This is a genomic window from Tamaricihabitans halophyticus (assembly GCF_004340875.1).
Taxonomy (GTDB): Bacteria; Actinomycetota; Actinomycetes; order Mycobacteriales; family Pseudonocardiaceae; genus Tamaricihabitans; species Tamaricihabitans halophyticus.
Genome location: NZ_SLXQ01000008.1, coordinates 133,133 through 147,884, shown reverse-complemented (window position 1 = coordinate 147,884; position 14,752 = coordinate 133,133). Strand labels below are relative to the sequence as shown.

At 67.7% G+C, this 14,752-nt stretch carries 13 protein-coding genes; 4 read left to right on the top strand and 9 right to left on the bottom strand.

Annotated elements, in window-relative coordinates; all coding sequences use genetic code 11:
- The first annotated feature begins 5 nt into the window (after positions 1 to 5).
- The 3 genes from gcvH to recQ all read left to right on the top strand — a co-directional run bounded on the left by gcvH (position 6) and on the right by recQ (position 3,576).
- The gene (gene gcvH / locus EV191_RS18560; protein ID WP_132878367.1) at positions 6 to 377 is read left to right on the top strand and encodes a glycine cleavage system protein GcvH; all 372 of its coding nucleotides are present in this window, start codon (positions 6 to 8) and stop codon (positions 375 to 377) included.
- 2 nt (positions 378 to 379) lie between these two features.
- A complete protein-coding gene (glyA, locus tag EV191_RS18555; protein ID WP_132878366.1) occupies positions 380 to 1,654 on the top strand; it encodes a serine hydroxymethyltransferase in 1,275 nt (424 codons plus the stop codon).
- Between the two features lie 83 nt (positions 1,655 to 1,737).
- A complete protein-coding gene (gene recQ, locus EV191_RS18550) occupies positions 1,738 to 3,576 on the top strand; it encodes a DNA helicase RecQ (RefSeq protein WP_132878365.1) in 1,839 nt (612 codons plus the stop codon).
- On the opposite strand, the gene EV191_RS18545 is transcribed toward recQ, so the two are convergent.
- The 8 genes from EV191_RS18545 to EV191_RS18515 all read right to left on the bottom strand — a co-directional run bounded on the left by EV191_RS18545 (position 3,573) and on the right by EV191_RS18515 (position 12,264).
- Positions 3,573 to 4,040 carry an NUDIX hydrolase gene (locus EV191_RS18545; RefSeq protein ID WP_132878364.1) on the bottom strand — a complete coding sequence of 156 codons (468 nt, stop codon included), beginning with the start codon at positions 4,038 to 4,040 and terminating at the stop codon, positions 3,573 to 3,575. The two genes, recQ and EV191_RS18545, sit on opposite strands and share 4 nt — an antisense overlap.
- 33 nt (positions 4,041 to 4,073) lie before the next feature.
- Complete coding sequence (locus EV191_RS18540) at positions 4,074 to 5,900, bottom strand: ArnT family glycosyltransferase (protein WP_132878474.1); 1,827 nt, start codon at positions 5,898 to 5,900, stop codon at positions 4,074 to 4,076.
- A gap of 11 nt (positions 5,901 to 5,911) precedes the next feature.
- A complete protein-coding gene (locus EV191_RS18535; RefSeq protein WP_132878363.1) occupies positions 5,912 to 7,183 on the bottom strand; it encodes a bifunctional glycosyltransferase family 2/GtrA family protein in 1,272 nt (423 codons plus the stop codon).
- Between the two features lie 71 nt (positions 7,184 to 7,254).
- Positions 7,255 to 9,111 carry a glycosyltransferase family 39 protein gene (locus EV191_RS18530; RefSeq protein WP_132878362.1) on the bottom strand — a complete coding sequence of 619 codons (1,857 nt, stop codon included), beginning with the start codon at positions 9,109 to 9,111 and terminating at the stop codon, positions 7,255 to 7,257.
- Between the two features lie 70 nt (positions 9,112 to 9,181).
- The gene (locus EV191_RS18525) at positions 9,182 to 10,621 is read right to left on the bottom strand and encodes a sensor histidine kinase (protein WP_424565481.1); all 1,440 of its coding nucleotides are present in this window, start codon (positions 10,619 to 10,621) and stop codon (positions 9,182 to 9,184) included.
- Between the two features lie 16 nt (positions 10,622 to 10,637).
- Complete coding sequence (locus EV191_RS18520; protein ID WP_132878360.1) at positions 10,638 to 11,375, bottom strand: response regulator transcription factor; 738 nt, start codon at positions 11,373 to 11,375, stop codon at positions 10,638 to 10,640.
- Positions 11,372 to 11,527 (bottom strand): hypothetical protein, encoded by a 156-nt coding sequence (locus EV191_RS30130; RefSeq protein WP_165913003.1) that lies wholly within the window; start codon positions 11,525 to 11,527, stop codon positions 11,372 to 11,374. Before EV191_RS30130 ends, EV191_RS18520 begins: the two co-directional genes overlap by 4 nt.
- Complete coding sequence (locus EV191_RS18515; RefSeq protein ID WP_132878359.1) at positions 11,524 to 12,264, bottom strand: VOC family protein; 741 nt, start codon at positions 12,262 to 12,264, stop codon at positions 11,524 to 11,526. Before EV191_RS18515 ends, EV191_RS30130 begins: the two co-directional genes overlap by 4 nt.
- Before the next feature lie 214 nt (positions 12,265 to 12,478).
- Here EV191_RS18515 and EV191_RS18510 point away from each other — a divergent pair, with 214 nt between their 5' ends.
- Positions 12,479 to 13,066, top strand: coding sequence for a hypothetical protein (locus EV191_RS18510; RefSeq protein WP_132878358.1), 588 nt, complete (start codon positions 12,479 to 12,481; stop codon positions 13,064 to 13,066).
- On the opposite strand, the gene EV191_RS18505 is transcribed toward EV191_RS18510, so the two are convergent.
- The gene (locus EV191_RS18505; RefSeq protein WP_132878357.1) at positions 12,997 to 14,658 is read right to left on the bottom strand and encodes a PucR family transcriptional regulator; all 1,662 of its coding nucleotides are present in this window, start codon (positions 14,656 to 14,658) and stop codon (positions 12,997 to 12,999) included. The two genes, EV191_RS18510 and EV191_RS18505, sit on opposite strands and share 70 nt — an antisense overlap.
- Positions 14,659 to 14,752: the final 94 nt, after the last annotated feature.

Sequence of the window (14,752 nt, the reverse complement as noted above, 5' to 3'; positions counted from 1 at the left end):
GCCCCGTGCGAGTTCCGGAACATCTCTCCTACACCAAGGAACACGAATGGCTCGACGTGACGGAGGAAATCGCCACGATGGGCTTGACCGACTTCGCCCAGGATTCCCTCGGCGAGGTCGTCTTCGTGGAGCTGCCGGAAACCGGTAGCCAGCTCACCGAGGGCCAGTCCTGCGGCGAGATCGAGTCCACGAAATCGGTCAGTGAGCTCTACGCCGCGGCCAGCGGCGAGGTCGTCGAGGTCAACGAACGAGTACTGAGCGAGCCCGAACTGGTGAACACCGACCCCTACGGACAGGGTTGGCTGCTGAAGATCCGGGTGACCGGACAGCCAGAACTGCTAACCGCCACCGCCTACGCCGAACTAATCAAGGAGTAACCGTGTCGAACGCGTTCACCGCGGAACTGTCCACTCTCGATCCCGAGGTCGCCGGCGCGATCAACTCGGAGCTGGCCCGCCAGCAGTCCACATTGGAAATGATCGCCTCGGAGAACTTCGCGCCAGTAAGCGTTCTCGAGGCACAGGGATCGGTGCTGACCAACAAGTACGCCGAGGGCTACCCGGGCCGTCGGTACTACGGTGGTTGCGAACACGTCGACGTGATCGAGCAGCTGGCGATCGACCGCGCCAAGGAGCTGTTCGGTGCCGAGCACGCCAACGTCCAGCCGCATTCCGGCGCGCAGGCCAACGCCGCGGCGATGACCGCCGTACTCGAGCCAGGCGACACGATCCTCGGCCTCGACCTCGCACACGGCGGACACCTGACGCACGGCATGCGGATCAACTTCTCCGGCCGTCTCTACAACGTGGCCGCCTACCACGTGGACAAGGAAACCGGGCTCGTCGATATGGCCGAGGTCGAGCGCCTTGCCATCGAGAACCAGCCGAAACTGATCATCGCTGGCTGGTCGGCGCACGCCCGGCAGCTGGACTTCGCCGAATTCCGCCGGATCGCCGACGCCAGCGGCGCCAAGCTGATGGTGGACATGGCCCACTTCGCCGGGCTGGTCGCCGCCGGTTTGCATCCGAGCCCGGTGCCGTACGCGGATATCGTCACCACCACCACGCACAAAACGCTTGGCGGGCCGCGCGGTGGGATCATCCTGTGCAAGCAGGAACTGGCCAAGAAGATCAACTCCGCGGTGTTCCCCGGCCAGCAGGGCGGCCCGCTCGAGCACGTCATCGCCGCCAAGGCGGTGGCGCTGAAGATCGCCGCCGGCGACGACTTCCGGGAGCGCCAGCAGCGCACCCTGGACGGCGCGCGAATCCTCGCGGATCGGTTGTCCCAGCCGGACTGCACCGCGGCTGGCGTGCGAGTGCTCACCGGCGGTACCGATGTGCACCTCATCCTCGTCGATCTCGTTGAGTCCACAATCGACGGCAAGCAGGCGGAGGATCGGCTGCACTCGGTGGGCATCACCGTGAACCGCAACGCGGTTCCGTTCGATCCACGCCCGCCCATGGTCACCTCCGGGCTGCGGATCGGCACCCCGGCACTGGCCACCCGCGGCTTCACCGCGGAAGACTTCACCGAAGTGGCCGAGATCCTGGCCGCCGCGCTTCGCCCCGAGTTCGACGAGGCCGCCGAGCGGGAACTGCGCACCAGGGTGGAACGGCTGGCCAGCAACCGACCGCTGTACCCCAACCTGGGCTGAGTCTCCTGTGCCGGCACCGGTCGTGGCACGCGTGGTCACGACCGGTGCACGGCTACCCCGGCTCGGCACCATAGAATCGCCAGGTGACTTGCCCCGGAGACACTGCGGAGACCGACCCGGCGCTGGACGTACTACGCCGGGTCTTCGGCTATGACTCGTTTCGGCCTGGCCAACGCGACATCGTCGATCACGTGGTGACCGGCGGCGACGCGCTGGTGCTGATGCCAACGGGTGGCGGCAAATCGCTCTGCTATCAGACGCCCGCCCTGGTACGCCCTGGCACCGGGATCGTGATCTCACCGTTGATCGCGCTGATGCAGGACCAGGTGGACGCGTTGCACACCCTCGGCGTGCGCGCCGGCTTCCTGAACTCCACCCAGCAGTCGGCGGAGCGCGCGCGGGTCGAGCAGGCACTCCTGGACGGCGAGTTGGACTTGCTCTACCTCGCGCCGGAACGGCTGCAGATGGAGGGCACCCTGCGGCTGCTCGACCGCGCCGACATCGCGCTGTTCGCGATCGATGAGGCACACTGCGTCGCGCAGTGGGGGCACGACTTCCGCCCCGACTATCTGACCCTTTCCGTGCTACACCAGCGCTGGCCATCGGTACCACGGATCGCGCTCACCGCGACGGCCACCGAGGCGACCAGGGCCGAGATCGCCAACCGGCTGAACCTCACCGAAGCCAAGCATTTCGTGGCGAGCTTCGACCGGCCCAACATCCAATACCGGATCGCGCAGAAGAACCGGCCGGAACAACAACTGCTCGACTTGCTCAGGGCCGAGCACCATGGCGAGGCCGGCATCGTCTACTGCCTGTCCCGTGCTTCAGTGGAAAAGACCGCGCGGATGCTGACCGAGAACGGCATCGAAGCGGTGCCCTACCACGCCGGGCTGGACAACCAGACCCGCGCGGCGAACCAGGCTCGCTTTCTCCGGGAAGACGGCCTGGTCGTGGTGGCCACGATCGCGTTCGGGATGGGCATCGACAAGCCGGACGTTCGCTTCGTCGCGCATCTGGACCTGCCGAAATCGGTGGAAGGCTACTACCAGGAAACCGGAAGAGCCGGGCGAGACGGTCAACCGTCCACCGCATGGCTCGCTTATGGACTCTCCGATGTCGTCCAGCATCGCAAGATGATCGCGACCTCGGAGGGCGATGAGGCGCATCGGCGCAAACTCGGCAATCACCTCGACGCGATGCTCGCGCTGTGCGAAACCGTGGAATGCCGGCGTATCCAGCTACTCGGCTACTTCGGGCAACCCGGCGAAGCATGTGGCAACTGTGACACCTGCCTGAAACCGCCCCAGTCCTGGGATGGCACCGTCGCCGCACAGAAAGCCCTGTCCACAGTGTACCGATTGGACCGGGAGCGGAATCAACGTTTCGGTGTCGGGCATATCGTGGATATCTTGCTCGGCAAGACCACGAGCAAGGTCAGTCAGTTCGGACACGACTCACTGACCGTGTTCGGCGTGGGCACCGAGCTGGCCGAAGCCGAATGGCGTGGGGTGATCCGCCAGCTGCTCGCACAGGGGCTGCTCAGCGTGGAAGGGGTGCACGGCACGCTGGTGCTCACCGAGTCAAGCGGCGAGGTACTAGGTCAGCGGCGCACGGTGCGGCTGCGGCATGAGCCCAAACGCGAATCGAGCACGCCAAGCTCGCGCGGGAACCGGCGCGCCAACCAGGTCGAGCTCTCCGCCGAGGCCGCTCCGGTGTTCGAACGACTCCGCGCATGGCGGGCATCGGCGGCACGGGAGCAGGGTGTTCCCGCCTACGTGATCTTCCACGACGCGACCCTCCGGCAGATCGCCACCGACCGGCCACGTTCGCTACCCGAGCTTGGCTCGATCGGCGGCGTCGGCGAGAACAAGCTCGCCAAGTACGGCGAGGACATCCTCACCGCCCTCGCCGAGGACTAGGCGGCCAGCCGCTCGGCCAGCCGCGCCAGGAATTCCGGCTGGCCGCGTACCAGCTTCGGCCGCGCCGCGTCGAGCGAGAACCACTCGACCCTGTCCAACTCGGGGAACTCCTCGAACCGCCCCGATCGGGGTGGCCATTCGAGTTCGAAGGTCCCCGGCTCCACGGTCGCTGGATCGAGGTCACCGCGCACCGCCCAGATCGTGACGAGTTTGCCACCTGGTTGCCGGATGGTGCCCAACTCGAGAAATTCACCCACCGGTACGGGCAAACCAAGCTCCTCGGTGAACTCTCGCCGGGCCGCGTCCCATGCCGATTCGTCGTCCTCGTACTCACCTTTCGGGATCGACCAGGCACCGTCATCCTGGTGTGCCCAGAACGGGCCACCCATATGTCCGAGTAGTACCTGGGTCTCCCCGGATCGCTCACGAAAGACCAGCACGCCAGCGCTGCGCCGGGCTACCATCCTCAGTTCACCAACTCTCTGTCACCGCAATCGTCAAGAGTAATGCGGTTGCAAGTCGTACACGGTGTACCCGCCGATGGTGTCGCTGGTGAAGTTCGCCGCTACCCATTCGCTGATCCGCGCGGCCTCGCCGAGCTGGGCACGCTGGCCTCCACCGGCACCACTACCGCGCGTGCTCGAACCGGCCGGATCGAGCACGAAATAGCCGATCTCACCGGCTGCCACGTACTCCTGGAACCGCTCGAGAGTGGGCGCGGGATCCTTACCGAAGAAGCCACCGATCGGCATGACCGCCCGCTCGCTGGTCAGCTGCATTCCCGCGCCGAGGTCGACGCCGACGGTCGCGGCAGCCCACCGCTCGGTCGTGGCACGCAAGGCGGCGATCAACTCGGGGTCATCGCGAACCACCGCTCGCCCACTGTTCTGCGACGCGGCACCGGAAACGGGCAGCGTGCCGGCCTTGGGCGTGGCCACGGTAGCCACGGCATAGGCGCCGGTAGCGGCGAACCCGGTCAGCAGCGTAGCCACCGCGATCACCAGACTCGTTCGCCGGAATCGATGGGCGCCGAGCGCGATTCCACTCGCCAGCAGCACGCTCGCGATCAGCACCGCCCACCGCAGCGCCGGCAGCCAGTCGGGAGTCCTGGCCAGCAGCACGAACGCGGTGACACCCGTGCTGGCAACGACCGCGGCGAGTAACAGCCGGCTCGGCAGATATCGCCTGCCGCACCAGAGTTCGTACCCGCCGATACCCACGAGCGCGGCCAGCGGCGGCGCGATCACCAGCACATAGTAGGAGTGCGTGGAACCGGCCATGAAGCTCAGCACCGCACCACCACCGAGCAGCCAGGTCCCCCACAGCACCAGCGCGGCCCGGCCCCGGTCGGTACGCGATGCCGATCGGGTGAACCACAGCCCGCCGGCAAGACCGATCAGTGCCGCCGGCAGTAGCCAGGCAACCTCGGTGCCGAACTCCGCCCCGAACAACCGGGTCATCCCGGTGTCTCCGCTGAATGACTGGCCGGCGCCCGGCCCGCTGCCGCCGCCGAGGATGCGGCTGCCACCGTTGTGCCCGAGCGCGAGTTCCACGATGCTGTCGCCGGTCGAACCGCCGATGTACGGGCGCTGCCCCGCCGGCCAGAGTTCCACGAGTAGCACGTACCAACCAGCCGAACAGACCAGCGCGACCCCGGCGGCAAGTAGTTGCCCGATGCGCCTGGCCAGTCCCACCGGCGCGGCCAGCAGGTAGGTCAGCACCAGCGCGGGGACCACAAGGAGGGCCTGAGACATCTTGGCGAGGAACGCGAATCCGACGAGTGTGCCGGCCAGCACCAGCCATCGCGTCCCGGCCTGCTCGATCGCCCGGACCAGGCAGTACGCGGCGGCGACCAGCAGCAGCACCAGTAGCGCGTCCGGGTTGTTGTACCGGAACATCAGCGCGGCGACCGGGGTCAACGCCAGCGCGGCACCGGCGATCAGCGCGGCGGCCGTACCGGAAGTCCGGCGCACCGCGGCGTGTAGCAACCAGACGGCCGCGACCCCAGCGAGCGCCTGGGGCAGCAACATGCTCAGTGGGGAAAATCCGAACACCCTGCCGGACAATCCCATCAACCAGAGCGAGGCCGGCGGTTTGTCCACGGTGATGGTGTTTTCCGGATCCAACGAGCCGAACAGCCACGCCGTCCAGTCCTGGCTGCCGGCCTGCGCGGCGGCCGCGTAGAACCCGTTCGCGTAACCGGCCGAACCCAAGTTCCACAGGTAGAGTAGCGCGGTACCGAACAGCAGCAGCGGCAGCCCGAGCCGGCTCGACCAGTGTGGCTGCCGCACCTCGGCTCGATCGCGCGCACTGTCCACGATCATCGTTGCCACGTTCACCGCGCCTTTCCAGCCGAGTCCGGTAGCCGGCGCGGGTTGAATACCCAGCCGCGCAACAGCACGAACCGCAGGATCGTGGCGACCAGGTTGGCCAACACCAGTACGGCCACCTCCCACACTCGATCCGGATCGGCCAGCGCGTGCAGCACGGTCAGCGCGCCGCTGGTGAGCACCAGGCCGAGCCCGAAGATCAGCAAACCCTCGAACTGGTGCCGCCCGGCATGCCGCCAACCGCGTACGCCGAAGGTGAGCCGCCGGTTGGCCGCGGTGTTGGCTATCGCGGTACCGGCCAATGCGGTGAAGTTGGCCGCCTGGGCGCCCAGACCTTGTCTCAGTAGCAGGAAAAGCAGCACGTAGGCCAAGGTGCTGCACACCCCGATCGCGGCGAACCGGACGAGCTGCCGCGGCAGGCTGGTCGGCACACCGGGCGCCTGCACCCCGATGGGCGCACGGCCAAGCTGGGCACGCAGCGAGCGGACCGGCACCTGCCCGGTGGTGAACGCCCTTGCCAACCGGGCGATCCCCTTCAGATCCGCGATCGCGGTCGCCACGATATCCACCCGGCTGTCCGGATCATCCACCCAGTCGACCGGGACCTCATGGATGCGTAGCCCACAACGCTGCGCCACGACCAGCAACTCGGTATCGAAGAACCACTCCGGATCACTGATATGCGGTAGCAGCTTGGCCGCGACATCGGCCCGAATCGCTTTGAAGCCACACTGCGCGTCGGAGAACCGAGCGGCCAGTGTGGACCGGAGCAGCAGGTTGTAGCAGCGCGAGATCACTTCTCGCTTGGCGCCGCGCACCACCCGAGCGCCACGGGAAAGTCGGCTGCCAATGGCCAGATCCGAGTGCCCGGAAAGCAGTGGCGCGACGAGCGGCAGCAACGCGGCCAGATCCGTGGACAGGTCCACGTCCATATAGGCCATTACTTGAGCGTCCGATGTAGACCACACGGAGCGCAGCGCATGGCCTCGCCCCTTACGCTCGAGGTGCCGTACCGTGACCTCGTCGAACTCCATGGCGAGTGCCTTGGCGATCGCCAGCGTGCCATCGGTACTCGCGTTGTCCGCGAGGGTGATCCGGAACGGGAAATGGAACTGGCTCGTCAGGTGCGCGTGCAGCCTGCGCACGCAGGGCGCCAGGTCCTCCTGCTCGTTGTATACCGGAACAACGACATCCAGGACTGGACTCGCCGTATCGGTGTCGATCGGGCTCGCGCCGAGCGGCGCGCTGATATCCTCCGTGGGCTGGATTGCGGTCATGGACACCACGTTCGCGGCACTGGCTGGGTTGCTCGTGTGCCTGAGCTGTGCGCCAGCTGTGGGTACGCCGTTCATCGCGGCAACTCGTAAACGTCGACTCCGTCCACTGTGGTCGACGCGAAGTTGTCAGCAACCCACCCGGCGATCTGGTTCGCCGCGTCACTCCCCCCGTTCGGGGTCAGGTCCACACCGGAGCCAATGAAGTACCGTACCTGCCCTTCGGCCACATAGCGTTGGAACTCGGCAAGCGTGGGGGCAGGATCAGTGCCGTTGAAACCACCGAGCGCGAGCACCGGCGCGCCGGTGGCGAGCTGGTAACCCGCCGCGCTGTTCGAGCCGACCGTGGCGGCTACCCAGGTACTCGTAGCCTCGGCCGCGCGCAACATCGATACCAGCCGTTCGCCCGGTTCGGGGGCATGCAGCATGCCAGCCGCGCCGCCACCCCGCGCTCGGTTTCCGGCTCCAGCATCGCCCTGAGCCCTGCCCGGCCCGGCCGATGGCAGCGCCCCGCTCTGTGGGCTCGCCGCGGTAGCGACCGAGAAGCCAAGCGGGGCAAGCAACAGCGCGGTGCTGGTCAGTACCGCGATGCCACGCGTTCGCCGGGGTGCCACCAGTAGCAGCGTGGCGGTGCACAGGCAGCCAAACAGCACGATCGGGCCGAGCCAGGCAAGCGCCGTGCCGGCACGTTCCAGCAGTACGTAGCCGGTTACCCCGGTCCAGGCCACGACGCCGGCGAGTACTCCGGAAACCACGGGATCGTCGCGGCGAGGCCAGCACAACGCCCCACCGATACCCGTCAGCGCCGCGATCGCCGGCGCCAGGGCGACCATGTAATAGGCATGCATGATCCCGTTCATCACGCTGAACACCAGCGCGGTGCTCACCAACCAGCCGCCCCAGAGCAGCAGGCTCGCCCTCGTCCGATCGGTGCGCGGCGCGCCTCGGGTCAGCCACAGTCCGATACCGAAGGCGAGCAGCGCGGCAGGTAGCAGCCAGGCAATCTGGCCGCCAAACTCGGTACCGAACAATCGCAGCGGTCCAGGATCGCTCCCGAACCCCCCGCCACCGAGGCTGCCGACCTCGTCGCCGGTGATCCGACCGAAACCGTTGTAGCCAACGATCAACTCGATGAAGCTGTTCGTCTGCGAGCCACCGATGTACGGCCGCTGCTCGGCTGGCCACAGCTCAACGAGCAGCACATACCAGCCTGCCGCGGCGATGACGGCAGCACCTGCGGCGAGTAGCTGCCCTATCCGGCGAGCCACGGTGGTTGGCGCGGCGAGCAGATACACCAGCGCGAAGCCGGGTACGACAAGGAAAGCTTGCAGCATCTTGGTCAGAAACGCGGTACCGAGCAGCACGCCGGCGAGTACCAGCCAGCGCACGCTGGCGGTTTCCACGGCGCGCGACACGCAATAAGCCGCGATGATCAGCAGCAGCACCAGCAGCGCGTCCGGGTTGTTGAACCGGAAGATCAGCGTGGCGACCGGGGTCAGCGCGAGTACCACTCCGGCGAGCAGTCCGGCGCGCCGGCCCACGTACCTGGCGACCGTCACGTACAGCATCCCGACCGAGGCGACCCCGAGGAGCGCCTGCGGCAGCAGGATCACGAACGAGCTCACGCCGAACAGTCGGGTCGCCAATCCCATCAGCCACAACGCGGCCGGCGGCTTGTCCACCGTGATCGCATTGGCCGCGTCGGTGGATCCGAACAGCAGCGCCAGCCAGCTTTCGCTCGCCGCTTGGGCGGCCGCCGAGTAGTAGGCATTCGCCCAGCCGGAGGCGTCCAGCCCGACCAGGTACAGCAGCGCGGTGGCGGCCAGCAGTACGATCAGGGCCAACCGGGCGCGCGTGGTGGCCCGCCCGATGAGCTGAGCGGTCGCGGCGACCGGCTGGGCGCCGCGCGGCAGAAGCCGGGTAGTCGTCATACCGCGAGCCTGGCCAGTCTGGCTTGGTATCCGATGTGCCCACGCTGTGCGTTGGCTGTGTCGACGCTGCCTACCGCCCCGTGTCGCCGGTAGGCAGCCGAACTCGGAACGCGGTGCGTCCTTCGGCACTGTCCACCTCGACCGAACCGCGGTGCGCGGCGACCACCGCCGCCACGATCGCCAGCCCGAGCCCGGTGCTGCCCTGCCCGCGCGATCGCGACGAGGTGCCGCGCGCGAATCGCTCGAACACGTTCGGCAGCAACTCCGCCGCGATCCCGCCGCCGTTGTCGACAACCGAGATCAGCACCTCGTCCGCCAATCTGTCCACAGTGGTACATACCGTGGTGCCAGGCGGGGTATGCGTTCGCGCGTTGCCAAGCAGGTTCGCGAGCACCTGATGCAGCCGGGCGGAGTCACCGCGCATCGTCACCGGCTCCGGCGGAAGCTCGAGCAGCCAGCGATGCTCGCCCCCGGCGATATGCGCGTCGTTGACCGCGTCGGCCACCAACCGGCTCAACTCGACTTCGGCCGAAGCCAGCGGCCGACCGGAGTCCAATCTGGCCAGCAGCAGCAGATCCTCCACCAGCTCGGTCATCCGCGCGGCCTCGGATTCCACCCGGCACATCGCATAGGCGACATCCGCCGGCAGTTCGGTTCGGGTTCGCCTGGTCAGCTCGGCGTACCCGCGAATCGCGGCGAGCGGGGTGCGCAGTTCGTGGCTGGCATCCGCGACGAACTGCCGGACCCTGGTCTCGCTGGCGTGCCGCGCGGCCAGGGCTCCAGCCACATGTCCGAGCATGTGATTCAACGCCGCGCGCACCTTGCCCACTTCGGTGTTCGGTGCGGCGCCTAGATCCGGCACCCGCACCGGAAGCGTCACCTCACCCCGGTCCAGCGGCAGCTGGGTCACTTCGCTTGCCGTCGCGGCAACCCGGTCCAGCGGCCGAAGCGTACGCCGGACCAGGACGGCACCGGTGGCGCCCGCCGCTACCAGACCGGCAAGGGTCACGCCGGCGACCAACAGTCCGATATTGATCATCGTGTCGTTGACCGAACTCAGTGGCAGCCCGGTAACCACGACCTCATCGGGCTCGGTGGACCTGGCCACCAACCGGTAGGAGCCGAACTCGTCGAGGTCAATGGTGCGTGGCGAGCCATCCGCGGGTATCGCGCGCACCGCGGCGCGCTGCGCCGAATTGAGCGGTTCCCGGTCGCCGGCGGCCACCGACAACCGTCCGCCCACTACCACTTCGTCTTCGATGATCCGCGCGGTGAGGGTTCCGGCTGCCTGCCCTGGCGCGTTCAGTGGGTCGGCCGCTCCCGGGCTCGTGGCCGTCCGCGATTCCCGGTGCGGCCCGGCGAACCGCGCCGCCCGTTCACTCGCGCCGGCTACCTGCTCGTCAAGCTGGCGCATCAGAAAGGTGTGTAGGGACACTTCGGTGAGTACCCCGATCACCACGCAGACCGCGGCGAGCAGGCTGGTCAGCAAGGCGATCAACTTGGTACGCAATGGCCATGCGTGTGGCCTAATCCGCCGGCTTGAGCACATATCCGGCGCCGCGCTTGGTGTGGATCATCGGCGCCCAGTCGGCTTCGATCTTCTTGCGCAGGTAGGAAATATAGAGCTCGACGATATTCGCCTGGCCGCCGAAGTCGTAGCGCCACACGCGATCGAGGATCTGTGCTTTGCTGAGCACGCGCCGGGGGTTGCGCATGAGAAACCGCAACAGCTCGAACTCGGTCGCGGTGAGTTGGATCGCAGAGCCGGCCCGATGTACCTCGCGGGTGTCCTCATCGAGCGTCAGGTCACCGACGACCAGCAACGCGCCGGCATCGGCGGCGGTGATCCCGGTCCGGCGCATCAGCGCCCGCAGCCGAAGCACCACCTCTTCCAGGCTGAACGGCTTGGTCACATAGTCATCGCCGCCAGCGGTCAGCCCGGCGATCCGATCCTCCACGGAGTCCTTCGCGGTCAGCAGCAACACTGGTAAATCGGGAAGCTCGGCGCGCAATGCGCGCAGCAGTTCGAGCCCGGACTGGTCGGGCAACATCACGTCAAGCACCACCGCGTCCGGCCGGAATGTTCGGGCGATCCGCACGGCGCTCACCCCGTCGCCGGCGGAGCGGACCTCCCATGACTCCATTCGCAGCGCCATGGCCAGCAGTTCGGTCAACGTGAGCTCGTCGTCCACGACAAGCACCCGCACCGGCTGACCATCTGGCCGGCGCAGCGCTGCGGCTCGCTCGGCTTTGCCCCATGTCATGCGGTGATCATGACCTGACCGGATATGTCCACGCTGTGCTGATCCTGTGCGTTCACTGTGGATAACGAAGGCGCCAGCACGAGCCGTTCGCGGGCTGGCCGACGTCGTGACAGGTCGGCCGGATGCCGCCGGCTGCGGACGCGCTCGGTCACGCCTCAGCGTGCACGGTCATTCCGGCTACCTCACCGGGCGCGGTGGCCGGGTCGAGCCCGTGTACCGCGATCCCGTACAGACCGGCCGGTGTCCCCTTCTGGAAGCGGACCTCGGCGCCGGGCAGCGCGACAGTCAAGCCGTGAACATCGCAGCCGGTCAGTTCGGCCAGGCGGCGCGCGTCGGCCTCGGGAGCGTTGCTGCGCACCAGGAGCGCGGTCAACTCGGGGCGGCCGTCGAACGTGATGCCCTCAGCGGCCCGGTACTCGGCGCGCATCCGGCCGATCTCGGCGCGCGGCGGGTCGTAGCTAATGAAGAAGGGAAAGTACGACGGGAGGTCCAGGACGAAGACCTCCACGAACCCGGCGTTGCGTTCCTCGAAGCGCACCTCGACCTCGGCCACGTCGTGCCCGGCCTCGCGGAGCCTCGCCGCGGTGGCCCGCACGTCGGGTACGTCGACGGCGAAGGTCACCAGGCCCGAGGCGGGGCGCGACTCGATCGCGGGCCTCAGCACCTGAAGGCCCGCGGCGTACTTCGAGCTGGCCACGGCCTCCCAGTCATCGACCGTGGCAAGCTCCACATACCGTTCGTCATCGACGCCCCAGGCGGCGTTGCGGAACCCCGGCATCGTGAGCGTGGCCTGAATCGGGAAGCCAGCCTCGTCGTAGGCCGATCTCGCGGCTTCGAGATCGTCGACCCAGTGGATCAGATGATCGAACGCGGCGGAATGCTCTGACATCGATCCTCCCAGCGACACAGCTATACTTAGGCTAACCTAACTCGCCACCCGCCGTGTTCATAGAGGCCGGCTGACTCCGCGTGACATCTCGTCGCGATCCGCCTGGAACGGCACCCGGTTAGCACGCACAGCCAATGCCCATCACGGGCACAGCCGGAACACAGCAGCACCGCGAACGCTCGATACCGACCATGACTGGGCTAGCGGAGGCGTGATGACCGACAACCGAGGACAAACCGATCAGGAACCAGGGGCCGACCAACCGCGCCCGTGGGGTGCGCCGACCGAGACCGCTCCGCCACCATGGTCGCCCCGCCGAACGCTGACCGCGATCGCCATCGCCGCCGGCATTGCCGTCGCCGGTGGGACGATCATCTACCTCAGCTCGGATGAGTCGGCGTCAGCTGAGCAACAACGGGTCGGTGGTCGGCTTGGTGCCCAGCACGTCGACCCGACGTTGGATGCGGCCGTACACGGGGAATACACCGTGCCGGATGCTGACGGGTACCGCACCGAGCAGCTGCAACGCGGGGAGATCACCGAATTGACCGCAACCGAGTTCACGGTCCGCAGCGCCGACGGCTTCCAGCGGACCTACCAGATCGATGAATCGGGCGAGGCCGGGTTCGATCCGACCCACGTGTCCACGGGCGACTCGGTGATGGTCGTCGCGGACGTCGACGGCGAGACCGCGACCGCCCGCACGGTGACCGACGACGGCGCAGACGGCGATCAGCGGTCTGGACCGGGCCGCGGCGGGCCTGGTGGTACCGGGCCGGATGGCCGCCCCGGAGACCGCTGAGGCTCGCCAGCCGAGCCGGGATCGCGGGCCGAACTCAACCGCAGGGCAAGGTACAGCTCCGCGACGGTGGCCGGCTCGCGCAGATCCCGGCCGAGCAGCTCGCCGACTCGGCGCAGCCGGTAGCGCACCGAGTTCGGATGCAGGGCCAGCCGGCGCGCGGTCCGCCGGATATCGCAGGCACTCCGGAAATACTCGGCCAGCGCCTCGGCGAGCATCGGGTTGTCCAGCACCGGTTCGAGCACCTGATCGGCCTTGTCGCGGGATTGGCTGGTGGTCCGGCCGGCGACCAGCCAGTCGACCAGGCCGACGTCCTCGAAGCGTCGCACGGGCTCGCCACCGCGTAGCGCCGCCGTGCAGGCAAGCGTGGCCTCCCGGAACCGCGCGGCGCCCTGGCTCAGATCGGTATAGGCCTCACTTGCCCCGCAACACATTCCGGGTGGCAGACGTTCGAGCCAGCGGGAAAGCGGTGTCCAGCCGGCTTCGACCACGGCCACGAGCCGTCCCTCGTGCACCGCGACCACCAGAGGTAGGTCGAGTTCGGCGGCCGCCTTGGCCAACTGGGCCGCTGGCTCCAGCGGCGCCCCGCTTGCCGGTTTCTCGGGTGTGGCTGGCGGTTCAGCCTGCCGCGGATCTGACTGTTCAGCCATATCGGGCGTGGCGAGCAGCAGTAGCCGGATTTCCCCGTGTGGCCGGAATCGGTGCGCGGCGAGCCGGTCCCACAGGTAGTTGGCCTCCGCGCTCGCCGCGCCGATCAGCATGCGAACCAGTTCGGTACGCCGGAGCCGGTCCTCGGCCCTGATCGCTTCCCTGGATCGCACGATCATCGCGACCAGTCGGCGGGCGGCCTCCAGCGCTGGATCGGCCAGCTCGTCCGAGATCTCCTTGCGGCGCGCGGCGATCGCGAGCCAATGCCGCAGATATCCGGTCCGCACCGGATCTGTTCGCACATGCCACCTGCCGACGGTGAACCGTCGGCCGGTGGCCGGGTGGCTGATGATCTCGTCGCGGATCAGCCGCAGTGGACCAACACCGGAGGAAGCCAACACGGTGCCGGCGTCGTCGTACAGCACGACGGTGCCGCGTAGCAGTTCGGCCAGCCTGCCGACCAGCGCGCCTTCCGCGTGTTCGGCGGCGAGCGACTCAAGCAGATAGTCCTGGAAGCTGACGGTGCGTTTGAGCGCTCGCACGTCCGAGGTGCGGGTGGCCTCGTGCACGAAGCTCTCGATCCGCAGGAAGGGCACTTCGAGCGGCACGGACAGCACCGGGAAGCCACGACGGCGAGCCTCATCCACCAATGCACGCGGTACGGCGGGCAGGCAGACACCCACGCCGAACGCGAGCCCGGCGATACCCGCCTCGTGCAGTTGCCGCACCAGGGCGCGCAACGACTCATCGGCCGAACCCGGCCCGCTGAATCGCGATCCGGTGGTCAACATCAGCCAGCCGGGCTCGAGCCAGCGCTGCGGCCGCTCGATCTCGATCGCGTGCGCGCCAGCGATCGGCGTATCCGGGTCGGCGTCGGTGAGCATGCGTAGGCCGAGTTCCCTGGCGGCGAGTAGATCCACCAGGCGCAGCCCGTGGTCGGTGCCCATGAAACCTCGGATTCTTGTCTGATCGAACAAGCCGTGGCTCGCATGCTCTCACTTCACACAATTGTCGCCATGTGACGGGCGCCTCATAGTGTCA

Bases quoted from the DNA above. Each gene is read 5' to 3' on its own strand.
- EV191_RS18545 (WP_132878364.1), bottom strand. From the start codon at position 4,040: ATGGTAGCCCGGCGCAGCGCTGGCGTGCTGGTCTTTCGTGAGCGATCC.
- EV191_RS18540 (WP_132878474.1), bottom strand. From the start codon at position 5,900: ATGATCGTGGACAGTGCGCGCGATCGAGCCGAGGTGCGGCAGCCACAC.
- EV191_RS18535 (WP_132878363.1), bottom strand. From the start codon at position 7,183: ATGACCGCAATCCAGCCCACGGAGGATATCAGCGCGCCGCTCGGCGCG.
- EV191_RS18530 (WP_132878362.1), bottom strand. From the start codon at position 9,111: ATGACGACTACCCGGCTTCTGCCGCGCGGCGCCCAGCCGGTCGCCGCG.
- EV191_RS18520 (WP_132878360.1), bottom strand. From the start codon at position 11,375: ATGACATGGGGCAAAGCCGAGCGAGCCGCAGCGCTGCGCCGGCCAGAT.
- EV191_RS18515 (WP_132878359.1), bottom strand. From the start codon at position 12,264: ATGTCAGAGCATTCCGCCGCGTTCGATCATCTGATCCACTGGGTCGAC.
- EV191_RS18510 (WP_132878358.1), top strand. From the start codon at position 12,479: ATGACCGACAACCGAGGACAAACCGATCAGGAACCAGGGGCCGACCAA.
- EV191_RS18505 (WP_132878357.1), bottom strand. From the start codon at position 14,658: ATGGGCACCGACCACGGGCTGCGCCTGGTGGATCTACTCGCCGCCAGG.